This window comes from Spiroplasma endosymbiont of Sarcophaga carnaria, from assembly GCF_964019595.1.
Lineage (GTDB): Bacteria > Bacillota_I > Bacilli_A > Mycoplasmatales > Mycoplasmataceae > Spiroplasma > Spiroplasma poulsonii.
The window spans coordinates 376,178-396,318 of record NZ_OZ026456.1 but is presented as its reverse complement, the minus strand read 5'-3'; the positions used below and the strand labels follow the sequence as shown (position 1 = coordinate 396,318).

General features: G+C 26.0%; 21 protein-coding genes. 17 read left to right on the top strand and 4 right to left on the bottom strand.

The window, feature by feature from the left end; all coding sequences use genetic code 4:
* The first annotated feature begins 149 nt into the window (after window positions 1-149).
* From AACK91_RS02440 to AACK91_RS02430, 3 genes are read left to right on the top strand one after another with little or no spacing between them, the layout of a single operon-like run.
* The gene (locus AACK91_RS02440) at window positions 150-647 is read left to right on the top strand and encodes a hypothetical protein (RefSeq protein ID WP_338963820.1); all 498 of its coding nucleotides are present in this window, start codon (window positions 150-152) and stop codon (window positions 645-647) included.
* A 2-nt stretch (window positions 648-649) separates the two neighbouring features.
* Complete coding sequence (locus AACK91_RS02435; protein WP_338963818.1) at window positions 650-1,477, top strand: amino acid permease; 828 nt, start codon at window positions 650-652, stop codon at window positions 1,475-1,477.
* 51 nt (window positions 1,478-1,528) lie between these two features.
* Window positions 1,529-1,891, top strand: a complete 363-nt coding sequence (locus AACK91_RS02430) for a hypothetical protein (RefSeq protein ID WP_338963816.1) — start codon at window positions 1,529-1,531, stop codon at window positions 1,889-1,891.
* Between the two features lie 52 nt (window positions 1,892-1,943).
* Here AACK91_RS02430 and AACK91_RS02425 read toward each other — a convergent pair whose 3' ends face one another.
* From AACK91_RS02425 to AACK91_RS02415, 3 genes are read right to left on the bottom strand one after another with little or no spacing between them, the layout of a single operon-like run.
* Entirely contained in the window at window positions 1,944-3,182 is a 1,239-nt protein-coding gene (locus AACK91_RS02425) for an MFS transporter (protein ID WP_338963814.1), read from the bottom strand.
* A gap of 6 nt (window positions 3,183-3,188) precedes the next feature.
* Window positions 3,189-3,323, bottom strand: a complete 135-nt coding sequence (locus AACK91_RS02420) for a hypothetical protein (protein WP_338963811.1) — start codon at window positions 3,321-3,323, stop codon at window positions 3,189-3,191.
* A gap of 25 nt (window positions 3,324-3,348) precedes the next feature.
* A complete protein-coding gene (locus AACK91_RS02415; protein WP_338963808.1) occupies window positions 3,349-4,059 on the bottom strand; it encodes a glycerophosphodiester phosphodiesterase family protein in 711 nt (236 codons plus the stop codon).
* A gap of 340 nt (window positions 4,060-4,399) precedes the next feature.
* On the opposite strand from AACK91_RS02415, the gene AACK91_RS02410 reads away from it, so the two are divergent.
* The 14 genes from AACK91_RS02410 to AACK91_RS02345 all read left to right on the top strand — a co-directional run bounded on the left by AACK91_RS02410 (window position 4,400) and on the right by AACK91_RS02345 (window position 19,065).
* Window positions 4,400-5,113 carry a hypothetical protein gene (locus AACK91_RS02410; RefSeq protein WP_338963806.1) on the top strand — a complete coding sequence of 238 codons (714 nt, stop codon included), beginning with the start codon at window positions 4,400-4,402 and terminating at the stop codon, window positions 5,111-5,113.
* Window positions 5,114-6,076, top strand: coding sequence for an IS1/IS1595 family N-terminal zinc-binding domain-containing protein (locus AACK91_RS02405; RefSeq protein ID WP_338963247.1), 963 nt, complete (start codon window positions 5,114-5,116; stop codon window positions 6,074-6,076).
* A 542-nt stretch (window positions 6,077-6,618) separates the two neighbouring features.
* Entirely contained in the window at window positions 6,619-7,065 is a 447-nt protein-coding gene (locus tag AACK91_RS02400) for a hypothetical protein (protein ID WP_338963804.1), read from the top strand.
* A 192-nt stretch (window positions 7,066-7,257) separates the two neighbouring features.
* Complete coding sequence (locus tag AACK91_RS02395) at window positions 7,258-7,524, top strand: prolyl oligopeptidase family serine peptidase (protein ID WP_338963802.1); 267 nt, start codon at window positions 7,258-7,260, stop codon at window positions 7,522-7,524.
* A 118-nt stretch (window positions 7,525-7,642) separates the two neighbouring features.
* Window positions 7,643-8,305, top strand: a complete 663-nt coding sequence (locus AACK91_RS02390) for a hypothetical protein (RefSeq protein WP_338963800.1) — start codon at window positions 7,643-7,645, stop codon at window positions 8,303-8,305.
* 309 nt (window positions 8,306-8,614) lie between these two features.
* Window positions 8,615-9,052 carry a hypothetical protein gene (locus AACK91_RS02385; protein WP_338963798.1) on the top strand — a complete coding sequence of 146 codons (438 nt, stop codon included), beginning with the start codon at window positions 8,615-8,617 and terminating at the stop codon, window positions 9,050-9,052.
* A gap of 162 nt (window positions 9,053-9,214) precedes the next feature.
* Entirely contained in the window at window positions 9,215-12,877 is a 3,663-nt protein-coding gene (locus AACK91_RS02380) for an AAA domain-containing protein (RefSeq protein ID WP_338963796.1), read from the top strand.
* An 8-nt stretch (window positions 12,878-12,885) separates the two neighbouring features.
* A complete protein-coding gene (locus AACK91_RS02375) occupies window positions 12,886-14,373 on the top strand; it encodes a hypothetical protein (RefSeq protein WP_338963795.1) in 1,488 nt (495 codons plus the stop codon).
* A 141-nt stretch (window positions 14,374-14,514) separates the two neighbouring features.
* On the top strand, window positions 14,515-14,853 hold the full coding sequence (locus tag AACK91_RS02370) for a hypothetical protein (protein WP_338963794.1): 339 nt from the start codon (window positions 14,515-14,517) through the stop codon (window positions 14,851-14,853).
* 21 nt (window positions 14,854-14,874) lie between these two features.
* Window positions 14,875-15,366, top strand: coding sequence for an SPE_1075/MLC_0560 family membrane protein (locus AACK91_RS02365; RefSeq protein ID WP_338963791.1), 492 nt, complete (start codon window positions 14,875-14,877; stop codon window positions 15,364-15,366).
* An 872-nt stretch (window positions 15,367-16,238) separates the two neighbouring features.
* Entirely contained in the window at window positions 16,239-16,499 is a 261-nt protein-coding gene (locus tag AACK91_RS02360) for a hypothetical protein (protein WP_338963789.1), read from the top strand.
* Between the two features lie 27 nt (window positions 16,500-16,526).
* The gene (locus tag AACK91_RS02355) at window positions 16,527-17,309 is read left to right on the top strand and encodes a restriction endonuclease PLD domain-containing protein (RefSeq protein WP_338963787.1); all 783 of its coding nucleotides are present in this window, start codon (window positions 16,527-16,529) and stop codon (window positions 17,307-17,309) included.
* A gap of 235 nt (window positions 17,310-17,544) precedes the next feature.
* Window positions 17,545-17,883 carry a hypothetical protein gene (locus tag AACK91_RS02350; RefSeq protein ID WP_338963784.1) on the top strand — a complete coding sequence of 113 codons (339 nt, stop codon included), beginning with the start codon at window positions 17,545-17,547 and terminating at the stop codon, window positions 17,881-17,883.
* A gap of 3 nt (window positions 17,884-17,886) precedes the next feature.
* Window positions 17,887-19,065: an amino acid permease gene (locus AACK91_RS02345; RefSeq protein ID WP_338963781.1), complete on the top strand. Its 1,179-nt coding sequence runs from the start codon at window positions 17,887-17,889 to the stop codon at window positions 19,063-19,065.
* Between the two features lie 157 nt (window positions 19,066-19,222).
* Here AACK91_RS02345 and AACK91_RS02340 read toward each other — a convergent pair whose 3' ends face one another.
* Window positions 19,223-20,122, bottom strand: a complete 900-nt coding sequence (locus tag AACK91_RS02340) for an IS1/IS1595 family N-terminal zinc-binding domain-containing protein (protein ID WP_338963778.1) — start codon at window positions 20,120-20,122, stop codon at window positions 19,223-19,225.
* Window positions 20,123-20,141 lie beyond the last annotated feature (19 nt).

Genomic DNA, 20,141 nt, shown 5'->3' with positions numbered 1-20,141 from the left:
TTTATTTTGAAAATAATTTGTTAGTTACTAAGTAAACATTAAAAAGTTATTTGTTATAATTAAAAAAATTATTGACTTTATTAAAAATATTTGAAAAAACGATATGATATTTTTAGATTTAAAAAAAATTAGAAAAGAGGCCATAAAAAATGAAAGAACAAAAGAAAACAACTGCTCAGAGCAAGAAGTTTAGTTTGCCAGAATTAGTTTGATTAGGATTTAATTATACTTGTGGGATTGCTTTTACTTCAGTTTATGCAACAATGATGTTTTCAGAAGTCGATAAAACGGGGCAGTTTTTAGGGATGCATATGATTTGAATCTTCTTAGTGGAGGGGTTAGTGGCCGGAACTTGTGCGTGAGCATTTAATAAGTTATCAAAAGTACACCCCTCTGGGAATGGTGCTAGTTATATTTATGTTCGAACAAACTTTGGAAAATTTTGAGGATGATTAATTTCATTCTTACAATATATGACATTACCAATTATTGTTACATCACAAATTGTTTCAATGATTCGTTTAAATTTTGTTGGTTCAGGAACGTTTCTTGATACAAAAGATATTTTAGGCAATTGAGCAAACTTAATTTGAGATGCAATTGGAATTGCTATTTATATGTTAGTGTCATGTGTACATTATTCTTAGGAATGCGTTTATTGAAACGTTATTTAAATGCTTCTAGTTATATTAAATGAGGTTCAACAGGATTATTGATTATTGCGTTGATTACCCTATTTATTATTAATGGAACTTCTGCGTGAGATTTTAATGCTAGTCCAAAGTACACCACCTTAAATCCAACTAATTTTTCAATTGCTTTTACCTCGTGTTTCTTTTTCTTTTTAGGGTTTGAAACATATGCCACAATTGGAAAAAATGTTCGTAATCCAGAACGCAATATTGGTCGTAGTATTATTTGAACAATTGCATTAGCAATTATCTTTTATGTTGTTGTTACCATCTTAATGTTAGGAGCAGTTGCGGGCGCATTTACTAATAATCCAAATTTACAAATTTTCCGGTTATTAGGTAATCATGTTGGACAGTGAATTTATTATGCTGGTGTTATTATTATGTTAATTTGTACTATTTCGCTAAAAGCAAATGCGGGAATGCAAAATGCGTTATATTCAGGGGCGATTTTAGAACCATTTGCCGTGGAAGGGTTAATGCCAAGTAAATATAAAGAATTAAATAAAGATAGAATTCCTTTTAAAGCTTCGTTTTTAAACTTAATTATTACTTTTATCTTTGCAATGATTTGATTATTTATTCCTGATATTATTCAAGGTGCAACGGGTGGCAATGCTGTCTTCTCGTATGCTGCTATTACTGGGGAAGCATCATTAATTATGATTATTATTTATTCGTTTGTGATAATGGTTGCTTTAAAGTTAGGATTTACGAAAAAAATGCGGGTAAAGGTTTGAGAAATGATTGCTTGATCATTAGTATTAATTTTCTTAATTTGATAATTTGTGCAATTCTTTGTTGACTTAGGACGCTCATATCATACTGCAATTAATTTGTTAAATACAGGTGCTTCAAAAAGAATTGCAACGATTGTATCAAATACATTAGAAATTGCTTATATTGTCGGAATGATTAGTTTTGCTGTTATTTGGTATTACACATACTATTGAAAAAAATATCAAGCACGATTAAAAACTAATCCACAATTACAAGCGACTTTAGATGCTCTCTTTACGGTAACAGATGATTGAAATTATGTTGTGAAGGAAATTCAAACTGAATTAGATCGTTATTTAGTTCGAAATCAAAAAATTTATCAATCTAAAGATAATCCAAATTATCAGGATGCTAAACATATTCGCCAGGAAGCTTATCAGGCTGAAGGGGATTTACAAGAACCTGACAAAACAGAATAAAATTAAATGTTATTTTAAAAAAAAGAACTGTCAACGACAACAGTTCTTTTTTTTAAAATTCAAGGGTAACAAGTTGTTGTTTTTGTCGCTTCTCTTTTTTTAGAACCAATAATAATAGAACTCCTGCGAGAGAGGCAAAAAGGCCAATTCCTGTAATAATTGTTAAACTAATTTGGTTTGCTAATTTATTAGTTAGATAAACCGCTTCAGTTCCATAATGTTTTAATAAAATTGAATCAATTTGTCAAAATCAGGCATCTGGTGAAAAAGCAATAAATGAGATTAACCCAACAGAGGCAGCATATTCTTTTTGACTAATATTAATTTCATAAATTGTTGCTCAACGGTTGGTAACTAATGATCAACAAATAATTCCTAATGTTAAATATAAAATAACAATTAAAGTTTGAATAACAATTTTTCAAGTTGATGATAATGATTCAAATGACGTTTCATTATAACCAGGTAAACTAATCGCAGTAATAGTAATTAAGGATGCTAAACTTAAACCAATTACAATAAATAAAATATATTTTTGGGTACGATCAGCTAATTTACAAGCGGGGGCACTAAATAAAAACCGGAAGAAATATGTTCGTAAAATTCCTACAACAACGACAATAATTGGTAGAATTTTTAAGGCATCTTGCATAAAAGTTACAAAAATACTTAAACCAGATTGATACATATAAACTCCCATAATTAATAAAGTAACAATTCATAATTTAAAATTTTTTAATGTTTTACCCAATTCTTTAATATCAAAATTATTATTTTGATTAGAATTATGATTTATATTAGGAACAAATTTTCATAATAAAATACAATTAATAAAAATTAAACCCGGAAAAATAAAGACAAGAGTACTAAAAGCTCAGTTTCCTAATGACTCTGTTCAAACATTTTCAAAAAATCAAAAGACTAAATAAGCGATTGCAATTATAACTGTTCCAATCAACCCATTTAAACTACCATGAATTCCATTTAGTTTACCGTTTTGAGCAGGAGTTCCTTGTTCTGATAACAATTTCCATAGCGCACTTCAAAAAATAAAGCAAGTAATAAAACTTCATAAGGAAAAAATAACATAAACTTTAATAATTTTTCCACCAGTAATAAAAGGAATTAAGCCATATCAAATACTGACAATCCCAATTCCAGTTAACCCAATTAGGGTTAACTTTTTTAAATTAAAGCGATCGGCAAAATAACCGCCCAGAAAATAACTTAATAATGCTACATATCCATAAATAGCATTGGCTTGGGAAAACTGCGAGGCGCTAATTCCCAATCCTTCTTAAATTTTGACAGAAGAAATAACGTTTTTTAAGTAGAATGGGATAGCCATTACTAAGACATCGGCTAGTGCTAAAAGAGCAATAATTCATATTGTTTTGCTACTAATTTTTTTCTGTTGTTCTGATGTTTTCATTTTGTTTCCTTTCAAAATAAAAATATTATTTTAAGGTCGGATTTAAGGTTGCAATGTAACTAATATAACTATGGACAAAATCTTGGGGATATAAATTATTAATAATTTTAAGATCTTTTTCATTTTTAAAAGTTCAGATATTTAATGGTAAATTAAGATTTTTAATAATAGCAACATTCTTTTTTTGCTTGGCTGTTGCAATTGACGGATGTAAATAATCAAATTTGTTAATTAAAGTTTGATCAATATCTTTTAAACTCTCAATTAAATAACCTTTTTTAAAAGGGCTATTTAAATTACTAATAAATTTTAAAGCGTCATGGCCAAATGAAGAAACAATAATTTCAGCATTTGTTTTTGTTTGTAGTAATAACAATGCTTGTTTAATCAAAGTAAATTCTTGTTCATTATAACGATCTGGTTTGATTTCAACATTAATTACTCGGTATTGCTTAGCAATTTTGTTAGTAAAATCATCAATCAATAAGGGTGGTAAAAATTCGGGATTTTTTTTAAAAAAATCAAGCTCTTTAATTTCTTGATAAGTAAAATGGCGAACAGTTTTATTAACATTCCCAATTCTTTTAAAATTATGGTCATAAAAAATAATAATTTGATGATCTTTAGTCATTCGAATATCAAATTCAACTCCAGGACAAGTTTCTAATGCATTAATAAAATCAACCATACGATTTTCTCCGGCGGGGCTACGAAAACCTCGATGTGCAATTAACATAAATAAATTCCTTCCTTTTATAAGTATTAAATAACATATTTACAAATAATGTGTTAAAAATTATTAATAAATATTTTAATTAAAATTATTTTTTGATAATTTTTGGTAAGGTTATTTAGTTTGATTATAATGCCTTTTAAAAATAATTAGGATAAAAACATTATTTAAAAAATAAATGATAATATTAAATTAAAGACTATGGAAATTCTACATTAATTTAAGGAACATTTCTTCATATAAAGGATAAATGTCAAAAATAGATGAAGAATAAATTTATGACATATCTATGGTTATATAAAGAACCTAAAAAAAGAATAATTTTAATTTTAAGTATAAAAAAATGTTAGAAAAATTTGAGGATGTTAAATTTATTTTAACTAAAAATAATTTTATTTTTAAAAGTCAAATAGCCTTAAAGGGTTCAGTAAAAACAAAAACTGTTTATTTTGAAAGAAAATTAAAAGACAATGATTTAGATATTTCAATAAAATATTTTGAAAATGAATTAAATCTTGAAAAATTTAAAAAAATAAAAACAGATATTTTTAATTTTTTAGAAGAAAGTGTTGGAAAAGGCAAGGAAGTAAAAGATAACAATAGGTCAATACAAATTACGGGAAAAAATCAAATTAAAGTTGATATTGTTCCGATATTTTCAATTAAAGATTGTGATTATGTTTTTAAAAATTATGATAATTTAGAAGAGACATATGATGAAAAGTTATTTAATAAAATAAATAATACGTATAAGAATACAAATTTCTTTAAATTTGTATATATAATTAGGAACATTATTAATAAAGTTGCAAAGATTTTAAATATACCACTACAAGCAATCATCTTAGATATTTTAGAAGAAGAAAAAAACTTCGATGACTTATTAGAAGTATCTCAATTTCATAAAATGTTGTTTTTTATATCAAAAAAATTTTGAGATATGTATCATTTAAATACTAAAATTTATCAAAATAAAGCTTTAATTTTGTCGAAAACTCTTGATATTTATAAAATATACCTAAAATTAGGTATATTTTTAATATATGGAGGTAAATAAATGATGAAAAAAATAATTACAGAATTAATAAATAGCTTAACAGATGATCAATTTTTAGAATTTTATGAAAAAATAAAACAACAAGCAGACTTAATTAAAAAACAAAAACGTTTAAATGAAATTGATCAAAAATTTAGAGATAAAGGCATTATATGTCCTAATTGCAAATCTTTTCATTGTGTTAAAAATGGTCATAATTCCGAAGGAAAACAAAAATATTTATGTAAAAAATGTCGTGCTAGTTTTGATGCATTTCGTCATCATTTTACTTATTGAAGTCATTTAAATTATGAACAGTGAAATTTATTAATTCAAATTTCATTGTTAGGACAATCTAGTAAAATAATTTCTCGTTTTATTAAAACAACCCCAAAAACCGCTTGATATAATCGACAAAAATTAATGCAATCAAAACAATTAGAAAATACACAGTTAAAATTTAAAAAATTAAATGGTCAAATCCAAATGGATGAAACATTTATTAAAGAAATTCATAAAGGCAATTTTAAAGATAAATTTGATAAACGAAAAACTCATCTCGATCCATTTTCAACTGATACCAAATGCTGTATTCAAATGGCAGTTGATAGCAATAATAATATTTTTGTTCAATCCACCAATACCAAAAGATTACAAAAACAATGGATTATTGAAAATATGAATAAGCAACTAATTAAAGAAAAATCAATAATTATTTCTGATATGCAACCACTATATTTATTAGTAGCAAAACAAACAAATTCTACTCTATATTCCACCAAAACTAGTACAAACCCTGATACTAGTTATCAAAAGTTAAATAAGATTAGTAAATTACAATCCAGTCTTAAAGAAGCCTTAATTCATTATCATGGTTTGGGTTTCACTAATATTCAAAATTATTTAAAGCTCTGAAAATGAAAATACCAACACAAAGGTTTAACACCAAACCAACAATCAACGGTATTATATTTTAACGTTTAAAAAATTTAAAGCAAAATCATAATCTTACACAAAATTAGTTTTCAAATTGTCATATTGATGATTTTTTTTATTTCATCAAGAGTTTTCGACAAAATTAAAGAAATAAAGAAGGTTTTTCTTTTAAATTAAAAAATAAGGCAAATGATAGAAAAACGTGTAAAAACTATATTTCTTATTTGATTCATGTCGATGAATATGTACAAGAGTGATATAAACTTTATAATAAAAAGTTAGAATATAAAAAAGAACTTGATATTGAAGAGTATCTTAGAAGAAAATAATAAGAATATGTTAAATAGATTAATTAAATAATGTAAATTCATTTAATTAATCTATTTAATTTAGTTAAGATTTTCTCCCCTTTTGTTGTATAATTAACGATTATATATTAAATAACAAATTGGTGGTGAAACTATGGAGGCAAATTACAAAAAAAGTTTACGAAAACTAAGACAATATAATTACACTTTTTTAAAGTTTTATTAGTAATTATCTTATTTCCAATTGTTTTATTACTATACTTTATTTGTTCAAAAGTATTTGTGCCACATCTTTTTAAATATAAACGGAGTGGTATTGATCAAAATAATGTTGAATTAAATACCTTACAACAGTTAGAAGCTGATGTTAAAGCGAAAAAACTAAAAGATTTTATTATTAATGAAAATGATTTACAAGAATCATTTATTGAATTTAATAATAATAAAATTAGTACATTAACGTTAGAACATCCAACTTCAACGAAATGAGTTGTCGGGTTACATGGTTTTAAACGAAATAAATATATTGGGTTACGAAATATTTATCATTTTTATCAAGCGTGATATAACATCTTAACATTTGATGCTTACGCGCACGGAAATACTTATGGTAATAAATCTGATTTAGGTGTTACTAATTCAATTATTTTAAATTTTTTAATTACGTGATTAAAACAAAATAAAAATCCAAGTGTGATTGGTGTCTTTGGGATTAGTATGGGAGCATAAACAGCATTATGATTTGCCCATCAGTTTTATTATGAAAATAAAATTGATTGATTAATTGTTGATTGTCCATTTTCACAACCAGTACAACAAATTCGTGCTTTTTTACGAAAATATGTTAAGTTACCATGATGATTAATATCGTTAGGAATTAACCGTAACTTTCGTAAGCATTCAAAAACAAATTTAAAACATATGAATTTATTAAAAGAAAATCAACGCCTAAAAGATTTACCAATTTTATTTATTCATGGGACAAAAGATAGTTTTGTAAAATATCATAATTCAGTGGTGATGTATTATTTACAACAACAAGAAAGTCAGAAGAGTGAAATCTTTTTAGTTAATAAAGCAGAACATACAGGGGCTCTTGTTGTTGATCAAAATGCATATAAAGAAAAAACATTAGCGTTTGCTAAGAAATGAGATTTAAATTTTTCAGAAAAAAATTTGATAGTTTAATAAATTATAATGATTCTTATTGGTTAATTCAATAAGAATTATTTTTTATGCTACAATGAAATTAAGAAAAAATTATGATAATTGTTTATTAATTGTTCAATAGAAGGGACGTTTAATAATGAAAAAGTTATTAATGATTTTTAGTATCATTTCATTAACAACCTTAACAATTAATATAACAAATGATAGTTTATTAAAACAAAAACTAGAAACAGAACAACGGATGAGCCTACCAACAAGTAAAATAACTTCTGATCAACAGATAGGGCAGGATGATAATTTAATTAGTGTTGAACAGCACAATAATTTATTAGCTGCAATTAAAAAAATAGAAAATAAAATTAAAATTGATCGTCAACAATTAAATCAAACGTTATGAAGTCCAACGGTCTATCAGTTTTTAACAAGTGATGAGTATCTTGCTTATTTAGAACTAATGAGTCAGTTAGGTATCCTTAAGTTTAATGCTGATGAACCATCTTTTTTTAATAATATTGCATATGGTTGACACAATGGTTTTATGCAAGAAACAAAGTGATACTGGTTTGGATATTGAAAACTACACATTGCAAAATGAAGATGTGATCAAGTCTATAATTTATTAACAAATGGTGGCAATGCTAGTAGTATTTTTGCTGATGGACTGTCACAAACACTATATGGTACAATTATCGCGATTGCTAGTGGAATATTAAGTTTAATTGGAAATGATTGAAATACTGATGATGGGATGATATTTCATTTTTATTTAGTGACTCCAGTTTGGTTTTCGCATTGTTAATTGCAAAGCAATGTCATAATGAAAAATTATAAATTATTTTTATGAGGCATGTGAATAATAGGACTTTATCAGCTTAGTATTTTAACAATTTTTCCATTCTTTTTATTTTATCAAGTCGTAGCAGTAAATGGTGGTGAAATAACAAGTTATTATTTTAATTATTCATTAGTGTGAGCATATTGCATAATTTTGGTTAGTTTTACTTTTTTTGGTTTTATTTGTAACATTGTTATTTTTTGTATTAAAACTAAAAAAGCAAAATTTATTCGACCAATCTTGATTTTGATTAGTGTGCTTCCTTCGATTATAATGTTTTTTTCCAGTTTGTTATTATATTTTGATCCTAGTTGTCAAGAAAGTCATACTTTTGATTTACAAAATTATAATGATAAATATAATAAAGTTGGAAAACAAGGTATTTGAATTTTTAATTTAGTAATGGTAGTTTGACTACTTTATGTTATTTTATTACCGCAGGGACTTAATTTCTTTATAACAAGAAAAGCAGAGTTAACAGTGCTAAAAATGTCATTTGAAACATTTTTAACAATTGTAATCCTTTTTATTTCAAGTTTAATTTCCTTTTGATTAGGATTAATTTCTATTAATTCAAAAAATAAAAAAGCACAATTATATGTAAGTATTATTTCTTATTTCTTAGCTCTTTCATTTCTTTATGGTGTTATTTTTCCAGTATTATTATTAACTTCACTACGCGGTGAAGTGCACATATTATTTAACCGTTAACTTCATAACAATATCATTTTTATAATAACTTATACCTCGATAACTTTTTAATTTAGAAAAAAGTAGTATTTTTAAAATCAAAAATACTACTTTTATTTTTAATATTTTACAACCCTTAGCAAATGTGCTAGTATAATTAAGATTAATAGGAAGAGAAAAACTATGAAAAAAAATATTTTAACAATTTTAAGTGAGTATAAAAAACGACTATTAAATGACAAGTCGGTAGGAGACATCTTTTTAACAAAAATTAATACAAAAAGTAAAAATATTATTAATTTGTTAGATTTGTTATTTTTGTCAAATCAAAATCCGGAAAAAGTGTGAAAAAATATTAGCAAAAAAGAAAATCTAATTATTACAAAATTATCAACAGAAACAATTAAAGAAATTTGTGGCTATGTTGGTGGAATTATTAATAAAAGCAGGAACGATGAAGAATTTGCTTTGCATTTAAAACAACATGGTTTTACTAAGTATCCAATTTTGCATTATTCAAAAATTCTTGAATTTATTTTTACGTTGTTTGTAAAAAAAGAGGGGAAAAAGATTACTGAAGAAAGTTTATTAAAATTAGAGAAAGTTATTACCGAAGAAACAACGAAAATTTTTAATAAATTTGCCCGAATTTTACAAGATGCTAAACTATATTTATTTGAAAAAAATATTAATCCTTTATATATTGGGTGACCATACATTGAAGGATTAACACAATCACAAAAAGTTTTTCGTGCCCCATTATTATTATGACCAATTACTGAAATTAGTCGAAATAAAACTAAAATTGTTCTTGCAACAAAACATGATGAAATCTTATTAAACTCAGCGATTCGTTTGAGTCAAATCAAAGATAGTAATTATAATGTTGCGGAATTTAGTTTTGATTCATTAACCTTAACAGATGATATTTTTATGAAGGCAATTACTGATTTAAAAACATTGGGTTTTAAAGTTAAAAACGAAGACAGCATTAATCATTTACATAATTTAAATTATTATAAACAACAAGAACAATTGTTTCTCAAACATGATGAGAATTTAGAAAGTTATTTAAATAATAATTATCAGATTAATAATTTAGGATTAGTCCTTGATGGTTATTTTGGGATGTATAATATTTCCTCAACCACATTATATCGTGATTATTGTGATCTAGAAAAAGTTACTGATGATTCGGTTAATAAAATTTTTGAAAATGAATATAATGTCGAAGAAGATTGAAAAGAAAATCAGTTGCGATATCAAGAAGAGTTAACAGAAAGTGCTGTTATGGCTATTAATAATTATGATATTTCTCAAAAAGTAGCAATTAAAAAAGCTTTAGAAAAAAATACAATTATTCAAGGTCCACCGGGAACCGGAAAATCACAAACAATTAGTAATTTAATTGTTAATAATTTATGTCGTGGTGAACGAGTTCTTTTTTGTGCGGAAAAACAAGATGCAATTAAGGTAGTTTATAATAATATGAAAAAAATTCAAAATTATGCTTTAATGATTACGAATTTAGAAGAAAAGGAAAGTTTTTATCAAAAAATTTTAGATAGTATAAATAATATTAACCAGTTGTATCCACCAGTAGAAAGTGCAACATTCTTAAGCAAAATGGATACGATGTTTAATGATATTAAAAGATACAAAGCTTTTGTGCGTCAAAATGAGTATCAGTACTACCTCCAATTTTTAGATAATGTTAAAGCCCATCCAATGACATTAGATTTTGAATTATTAAGTCAGTTTTATTTCTTTGAATTAGAATATAATGATTATTTGCATCATTGTCATCGTATGTATCAGAATACAATCGTTGTTCAGAAATTTTTAGCGTTATTTAATGATTTTCCAAATTTTGCGGCACTTTATCATCGTTTTAGTACGAAAGAATTTAAAAAAATGTTAAAAAAAGCGACAGGATTAAAACCACAAAAATTTTTAGCGTTAATTTTTAATTTATTAAATAATAATCTGGTTAGTTACACAATTAATGGTGTTGATGAAAATAAATTTAACTTATTTAAAGTTGAAAAAGAAGAATTAATTGCGGCTTTGACAACAGAATTTAAAAATATTGATTATTTTGTTAATCGCTTGGAATTAATTGATCAAAATGATCGCTTACAACGTGAAGATAAAAACTATGAATTATATGCTTACTTAGGACCAATTATTGCGGATGAAGAAGACATCCCGTTGCTTTATCAACATTATTTTGTCCATCAATTTAAACTTAAACATGGAGCATTATTAAAGGTTGGTACATTGAATTGACGTCAGGAACTAACTAATTTAAGTAATAAATCAATGCTTAATACCACAGAATATTTAACTTATTTATATCATCAACAAATTCGTGATTCTATTAAAGAAAACTTCATTGAAACATTACCAAAAATTATTGAAGAATCTAAAAAGAAAACAAAAAGATCAATTACTTATTTTTTTAAAAATAATTATGAATTAATTAAAACGTTATTTCCAATGATTATGGTAACGCCAGATATTGCTTCGCAATTATTACCATTAAATCATCAGGAGTTTGACCAATTGATTTTTGATGAAGCGTCACAAATTTTTGTTGAACGAGCAATTCCAATTATTTACCGCTCTAATCGGATTTTAGTAGCGGGAGATAAAAAACAATTAGGACCAACAAACTTTTTTTCATCGCGTTTTGATTATGAAGGGTTGGAAAATAGTGCCGAATTATTAGAAATTGAAACAAATTTAACAGATAAAAGTTTACTTGACTTTGCTAGTAAACAATATAATTCTAGTATGTTGCGTTTTCACTACCGTTCAAAATATAGTGAATTAATTAATTTTTCTAATGCGGCTTTTTATGATAACAATTTAATTATGATTTCAAATAATACAAAAAAAGATTTTCCCTTAAAACTAATTGAAGTTCCGGATGGAACTTGAAAAAACCGTGGTAATATTCCTGAAGCAAAACGGGTTGTTGCTTTAATAAAAGAAATCATTGTAACGCGCAAACAACAAGAAACAATTGGGGTTGTTACTTTTAACGAAGTTCAAAAAAACTTAATTTGACAATATTTGACAGAAGAATTTGAAAAAACACCAGAACTAGAACAAGAGTTGCACCGTGTTTATGATGGTCGGAATGAGGGATTATTTGTTAAAAATATTGAAAATATTCAAGGTGATGAACGTGATATTATTATTTTTTCAATTGGTTTTGCCCGCGATGAAAATAATAAATTTGCACAATTCTTTGGGCCGTTATCCCAAGCTGGGGGTGAAAACCGTTTGAATGTTGCTGTTACCCGGGCAAAAGAAAAAATTTATATTGTTAAATCATTTCCGTCATCATTAATTTCTGAAGATTCAAAACATCCCGGTCCGCGCTATTTTAAATATTATTTAGAATATGTTGAACAATTAAATCGTGGTAAAGATCAAGAACATAAAGTATTAGAAAAATTAGCAACAGCTAAAAGTTATCATCAAGAGCAACAAGGTTATAAAGTTAACCGTCAATTTACATCCGAAGTTGCTGCTGCTTTAACAACCGCATTAAGCAAATATGATCGTTATCAAATTGCCACACACACTGTTCAAGGAACTTATCAAATTGATGTTACTGTTTATGATCAAAAAAATGATCATTATGTTTTAGGGATTATTTGTGATGATTTAATATATCCAATCGGAGTTGAACAAAAAGAATATGATTTTTATTGGCAAAAGTATTTAGTTGATCGTGGTTGAAAAATTGAATCAATTTTATATAGTAATTGAATGGTAAAGAATCAGCAAGCAGATCTTATTAACGACATTGTTCAAAAGATTATTGGTAAATAGGAGGCCTTATGAAATTTGATTTAGCTAAAATTAAAAAAATGAAAAATCTAACGGATTTAGAAATATATTTATTTAAAACATATTTACCAAAAAATGGTAATCGAATTATTAAAGCTGAGTTATTAAATTTGATTCATACATATTTTCCAAGAGTAACATCAGATCAAGCAAATCAATTTATTACCTTGTTAAAAAATAACCGTGTTGTTTTTCTTCGTGGCTATGGTTATGTTGGTAATGAAACATTAGAATCATTTAACCGTCGCCAACAAGATGATGAAGAGGACGAACAAGAAAAGGTTCTGCGACCAACAGTGGTAACTAAAAAATTAGCACCAGTTGTTAAACAAAAAGAAAAACCAAAAGTTGTTGCAAAACCAAAAACAACATCAGTACGAAAAATGATTGATTTTAGTAGTTTATCTTTTTCGGACCGCTATCAAAATTTTATGCAATTATTATATCCAATTAAAAATGAAAAAGAAAAACCTAAAATTGCTTTAGTTGATATTCCTGATTTAACTTCTAATAATTTTGATGATAGCAGAAAAAATACAATGATGAAGGATGATGAAGATTATATTGACCCATATAAACGAAATATTATTTTAAAAGATGAACCTGTTGCAGATATTGTAGAACAAACCGATAAATGAAACGAACCATCTAAAGCTGAAAAACTAGCTTTTGATTTTTCAAATCCGACTAGTTCGGAAACAATTTGACGAAAAATTAGTATTAGTCAATATCGAAAGTATTTTTTATCGTATCATCAAATTACCCAATTTCAATACCAAGGTTTAAATAAGTTTTTTATTGATTATTTATTAGCTTTACCAATTAATGATAGATTAATTATTAATTATTATGAAACAGCAATTACTAATAAGAAAGTTTATGAAGCTTTTTATGATAATTATTTACGGAATCGGATCAGATATGCTTTTTTAATTGATTATAATTTATTTTATGATGTTCCGTTAATTCAAAAGAATCTTAATAAATACCATAAAGATATTAAAAAAGCAGCGGAAAATATTATTGTTAATTTATTTATGCAATTTTTAACGTTGACTTTTAATGTCAATGAAAAAAAATTAGAGATTATTCCCGATGTGATCGAACAAATTAAAACTTTTTATTGAACATTTAATCAAAAAATGCATTTATTTGAATTTAAAGATTACATTTTTTCAACCAACCCAAAATGAAAAGAAGAATATGCGATGAACTTTATTAATTTTTTTGAAGGATATAAATTTACTTCAAATCAACAAGCAATCAATTTAATTATTGATCATCTTGAAAGTGATAAACTATTAGAATTATTAAAAGAGAATATTAACAAAATTAACTTTCGAAAAACTACCATCAATGATCATGTCTTATGATATGATGTCAAAACAAGTTGTCATTTATTAGATAATGAATTAACTTATATTAAAGGAAACTTATTAAATAATATTCAAACTATTTTTGAAGAGACAATTGGTTAAGGTTTCTGTTGATACTGACCCATTTATTATTTAAAAAAATAAGGGAATATCATTTTTTAAATTTTTATTTTAAATAACCTTGCATTTCTTTATCCGCTTAGTAAAATTAAAGTACAAAAAAAGAAAGCTATTGAGGATACTATGAAAAAATGATTTAGTAAAATTAAATGACAGTGACAACAATTATGACATATTTTCTTGTTACAAGGTTTTTTGTTTTTTGTTGGCATTTATTTGACATCATTAGGGATTGCGATTTATGCGCCAACTAGTACTGGTGCTAGTCAAATTGATTTTACTATTTTTGCTTTGTTAGCCTTAATGTATGGTAATTATGCGTCGGGTCACTTAAATGATACGGTTCTAACTGCTCATTATGCCTTAGTGTTATCAATGTATTATTTAGTTTTAATTTTATTTACAATTATTTTTATGTTAATTGTAAATGTAAAAGCATATCGGAAAACAAAAGATCGTTAAATTTGAGTTAAATTTGCAATTATGATTCTTGGCGATTTAATTTTAGCACGGTTATTACCAATGTTAATTCACTTTAATTGACAATATATTATTTCAGCGGATGGGATTCAACAATGAGCAGAGAGTTCTGGTGGTATTGCGGCGTGATTATTTTTAGGTGGTTTTTCATTATATTGTGTTGGGTTAGCAATTTGAATTTATAGTAAAACTTGATATGGTCCTTATAACCATGTTTGTGAAGCATTTATTAAACTAACAAAATTAAAATATCCTGTTGCTCGGATTTTATTAGATGTGATGATGGTTATTCCCGGGTTTATTTTCTGAGTCTTTTTACCATTAAATGATGATAAGTGAAGTTTTTTATTTACTAACTTTAGTTTTGGGACAATGGCCTTTATATTTATTTCGGGACCATATGTTAATGTTGTTAAAAAAGTTTTAGCAAAATTTTTAAAAATTAATTTGTGGAAAGCAAATATTCTGGCACGAAATAATATTGTTAGTACTTAATTATGAAACAGATTCTTTAAAATTAAAATAAAAGCACCTTCATGAATTAGATGAAGATGCTTTCATTACTCAAAATCTTTGCCAAGGAATAATCTTTGTTAAGAAAAAATTACATTGTATTAAGAATAGTTGTTACGGTCCTATTTGTAATTTTTATTGTTAAGCCTTGACTGATTTATCAATAAGTTGTATCAGTTGCCTTTGATAACTTATTTTCAAAAGTTTTTTGTGTAGAGTGTGTAAATTTTTACACATATATTATTATAACCTATAAAATTAGGGGCTAAGAAAAGTATCAAATTATTTGCAAAATATAATTTATTTTGGAATTAATTTTAAAAGATATTTTATAAGAAAAGAAAATGTATTTTTTATTTAATGAAAAATATTTTTTCGTTATAATAAAAATATAAGTGGTAAATTGTTATACACACTTTAAAAACATGATTAACATAATGCCCGTTTTAGTCCGCTGTTTTAATTTGTTATATAAAATTTTTGTTTTAGATTACTATTTTTTTTCCAGTATGAATAGTTAGGCATCGTGTAAGTGAAGTGCAACAAATCAACCCCTTTCTGATTTGATTTGTTGCACTTCATTTTACATAATTCCTTATAAAAAAATATATTAACAAGATATAATTTAAATAGATTAAACTGTAGGCAAACATTCTTAATAGTTAAAGTAAAGGTTAAAAGAGAAAGTAGTATAACAATATGCAAAAAAATATAAAGAAAAATGGCAAAATGATTGGATCGATTAGTGGTGGTTTATTAGAAGTATTGGGATTAAGTTTAGGACTATTTTTTGGGTTAAAAACTAGCAACATTGGTAATGATCATTTTGCAACAAAAAAACAAAATTATGAGAGATGATCACAGCAACTCCGCCCGATACAGCGCATGCTGTTTTTATTAATGGTTTTGTTGGAACTTCAATTGTGGAAAAATATTTAATGGAAAATGTTAAAGGAAAGTTTTCGGTTGATATTATTCGTAGTTATAAAAGTAGTGGTCGTTCTCCTGATGAAAATGAAAAAATTGCAAAATATAATCAGCAATTTCTAAAAAATGATGTTGCAAAATATGCAAATGTTATTGATAATCCGACAGAATTGTCACATATGAAATAATATTTTTGATTTAATGATAAAAATGAAATGATTCGTGCTTTAACGGGAAGTGGTAATTTTTCTAATAGTGCATTATTAGAGGCACCTTCTTATAAGGAAGTTTTATATGATGTTACTAATTATAAAGGGGTTGGTCGTGATATTTTTTGTGGTGGGATTAACGCAACACAACAAGTAAATACAACAAGAATTAGTCAAATCTATCAAGCAAATTGTGCTGGTTTTGATATTAATAAGAAAGAAACTTATCAATCTGGGCCAAATGTTATTAAAGAAAAATCACAATTTAATGATATTGTTAATATTCAAAAACAAAATCCAAAGTTAAAAGTAGCGAAGGGATTATTAATTTTGTCTGGCGATGGGGGAACTGAAGTTATTAAAGACTACTTAGATCAAACAGCAGACGATAATATTAATTTAGATGTTTTTGTTGGGAATAGTGCGGCTGGTTTTGATCCAGTTTTGGAAAAGCAAGTGATTACTGATCAAAAGTATAGTAATCGTTTAAACATTATTCGTGAACATCCGCGGGGAAGTATTAAAGACGATGAGGGCCTTATTAAAAGTACGACAGCAAAAACACATACTAAATTGTACGCTTGATATAATGCCAAAAATGAACTGTTAGCATTTTGATCGGGTAGTGCTAATTTTACAAAAAATGGTGTTAAAAACACGCAATCATTTCGAGAAATTTTGTTGGAAATGCCATTAGAACTTGAAAATTGAAAAGAGAACTTAATTTGTAAAGTTGTTGGAGCTTTTAAAACAGAACCAAGTCGACGAATTCAAGATTTTTGTCGATAATGAGAATTAAGAAGCATTTTGGTTATTTTTTATAAATATTTGCAAAAAGTATATTGCAAATTTTGATCTGAACGAATCCTAATTTCTTCAGATTATTTTTAATTAAGATGTTAAATTTAATTTAAAAATTAATAAGAGTTAATTATACAAAATTTTATTGCAACTATTTGTTTAAGATAGTTACTTTTTATTATTAACTATTTATAATATTTATAAATAATAAAGGAGGTGGAGAATGCTTCAGAAAAATTATAGTCACAATAAATTTTGTTTATCATATTTTATTTGACTTGGTTGTAACTATGTAGTTAGCATTACCTTTGTTGGAACTTTTGCGACATTATCAAATTTAGATGCTCCCAATGCAATTGTAATTTATGTTTTATGAATCATTGTTTTAGAAGGACTTATTGTTGGCGTGTGTGCCCATATTTGTGCGCGGTTTGCATGAATTCACCATAGTTATAATAATGGTGGTATTTATATTTTTGTTCGAACTAGTTTTGGCCGGTTTTGAGGAATTTTTGTTGCTTTTATGCAATATATAACATTGCCATTTTTAATTACATTTTAAATTATGATGTTATTACGGGGAACATTTAGTGCGCCATGGGTAGCTAGTTATGATCAACAAAACCATGTTGTTATTCCGTGGTATGCTTTTAATTTTGGTGCTTTTGGTGATTTATGAATGGATCTGATTGGAATTGTTATTTACTTATTTTTTTCCTTTGTTATTTTTGGCGGAATGAAATTATATAAACGTTTGAACGATTTAACGGCTAGTTTAAAATTAATTGCAGCGAGTGTCTTAATTTTAGCAGGCCTTTATTTAGCTTTTCGCAATGGTCATGATAATTTTAAATATTGAAGTACTAATAGTCATTTAAATTTAGATGGTTTTGTTAAGGCCTTTAATTCTTGTTTTTATTTTTTTATTGGGTTTGAAGTTTTTACAACTGCTGGTCGTAATATTGCTTCAGCACGGAAGAATATTGGGTTAGGGGTTATTATCGTTTTAATTATTAATGTTTTATCCCATTTAATTATTGCCATAATTTTCTTTGCTGCTTTTAATCACTTTGTACAAAATATGAATATGGGAACTTGAAATAGTTTTCATAATAAATTTGTTGTTTATGGGGGCACGATTATGATGATTATGTTTGTAATTACGTTAAAAATTAACCTAATTATGCAAGATAGTTTATATGGCGGAACATCGTTACAGCCATTAGCGCACGAAGGATTTCTTCCTAATCGGTTTCAAAAATTAAGTCGTGATAATATTTCAACAAAAGCATCATTCTTACATATGAGTTTAACAATTCTTAGTTTATTTATTTGGTTAATTATTCCAGATTTAATCAAAGGAATTACCTTAACAAAAGAATATGGTTTTATGTGTACGATTGAACAATCATTAACTTATCAGGAACCTTTTACTGGATCTTCGTTAACAGCAGCTTCTTCGGCAATTACAATTTTTATTTATGCGATGATGTTTGCGGTTGCTATTAAATTATGAATAACAAAACAAATGAAGTTAAAAATATGAGAATGAGTTGTCGTACCAATTACAATGTTAATTTTAATTTTTGTTTTAATTTGACATTATTATACTTTAATTAATAATATCGTAACTGCATCAGCAGAAAATTTCCAAAGTGCTTTGATTTCAGGGCTTATTGAGTTTATCTTTATTGGAACAGCAGTTAGTTTTGTTACTATTTGGTATTTTACTTATTATCTTTAATTTTGTCGAAAACTCTTGATGAAATAAAAAAAATCATCAATATGACAATTTGAAAACTAATTTTGTGTAAGATTATGATTTTGCTTTAAATTTTTTAAACGTTAAAATATAATACCGTTGATTGTTGGTTTGGTGTTAAACCTTTGTGTTGGTATTTTTATTTTCAGAGCTTTAAATAATTTTGAATATTAGTGAAACCCAAACCATGATAATGAATTAAGGCTTCTTTAAGACTGGATTGTAATTTACTAATCTTATTTAACTTTTGATAACTAGTATCAGGGTTTGTACTAGTTTTGGTGGAATATAGAGTAGAATTTGTTTGTTTTGCTACTAATAAATATAGTGGTTGCATATCAGAAATAATTATTGATTTTTCTTTAATTAGTTGCTTATTCATATTTTCAATAATCCATTGTTTTTGTAATCTTTTGGTATTGGTGGATTGAACAAAAATATTATTATTGCTATCAACTGCCATTTGAATACAGCATTTGGTATCAGTTGAAAATGGATCGAGATGAGTTTTTCGTTTATCAAATTTATCTTTAAAATTGCCTTTATGAATTTCTTTAATAAATGTTTCATCCATTTGGATTTGACCATTTAATTTTTTAAATTTTAACTGTGTATTTTCTAATTGTTTTGATTGCATTAATTTTTGTCGATTATATCAAGCGGTTTTTGGGGTTGTTTTAATAAAACGAGAAATTATTTTACTAGATTGTCCTAACAATGAAATTTGAATTAATAAATTTCACTGTTCATAATTTAAATGACTTCAATAAGTAAAATGATGACGAAATGCATCAAAACTAGCACGACATTTTTTACATAAATATTTTTGTTTTCCTTCGGAATTATGACCATTTTTAACACAATGAAAAGATTTGCAATTAGGACATATAATGCCTTTATCTCTAAATTTTTGATCAATTTCATTTAAACGTTTTTGTTTTTTAATTAAGTCTGCTTGTTGTTTTATTTTTTCATAAAATTCTAAAAATTGATCATCTGTTAAGCTATTTATTAATTCTGTAATTATTTTTTTCATCATTTATTTACCTCCATATATT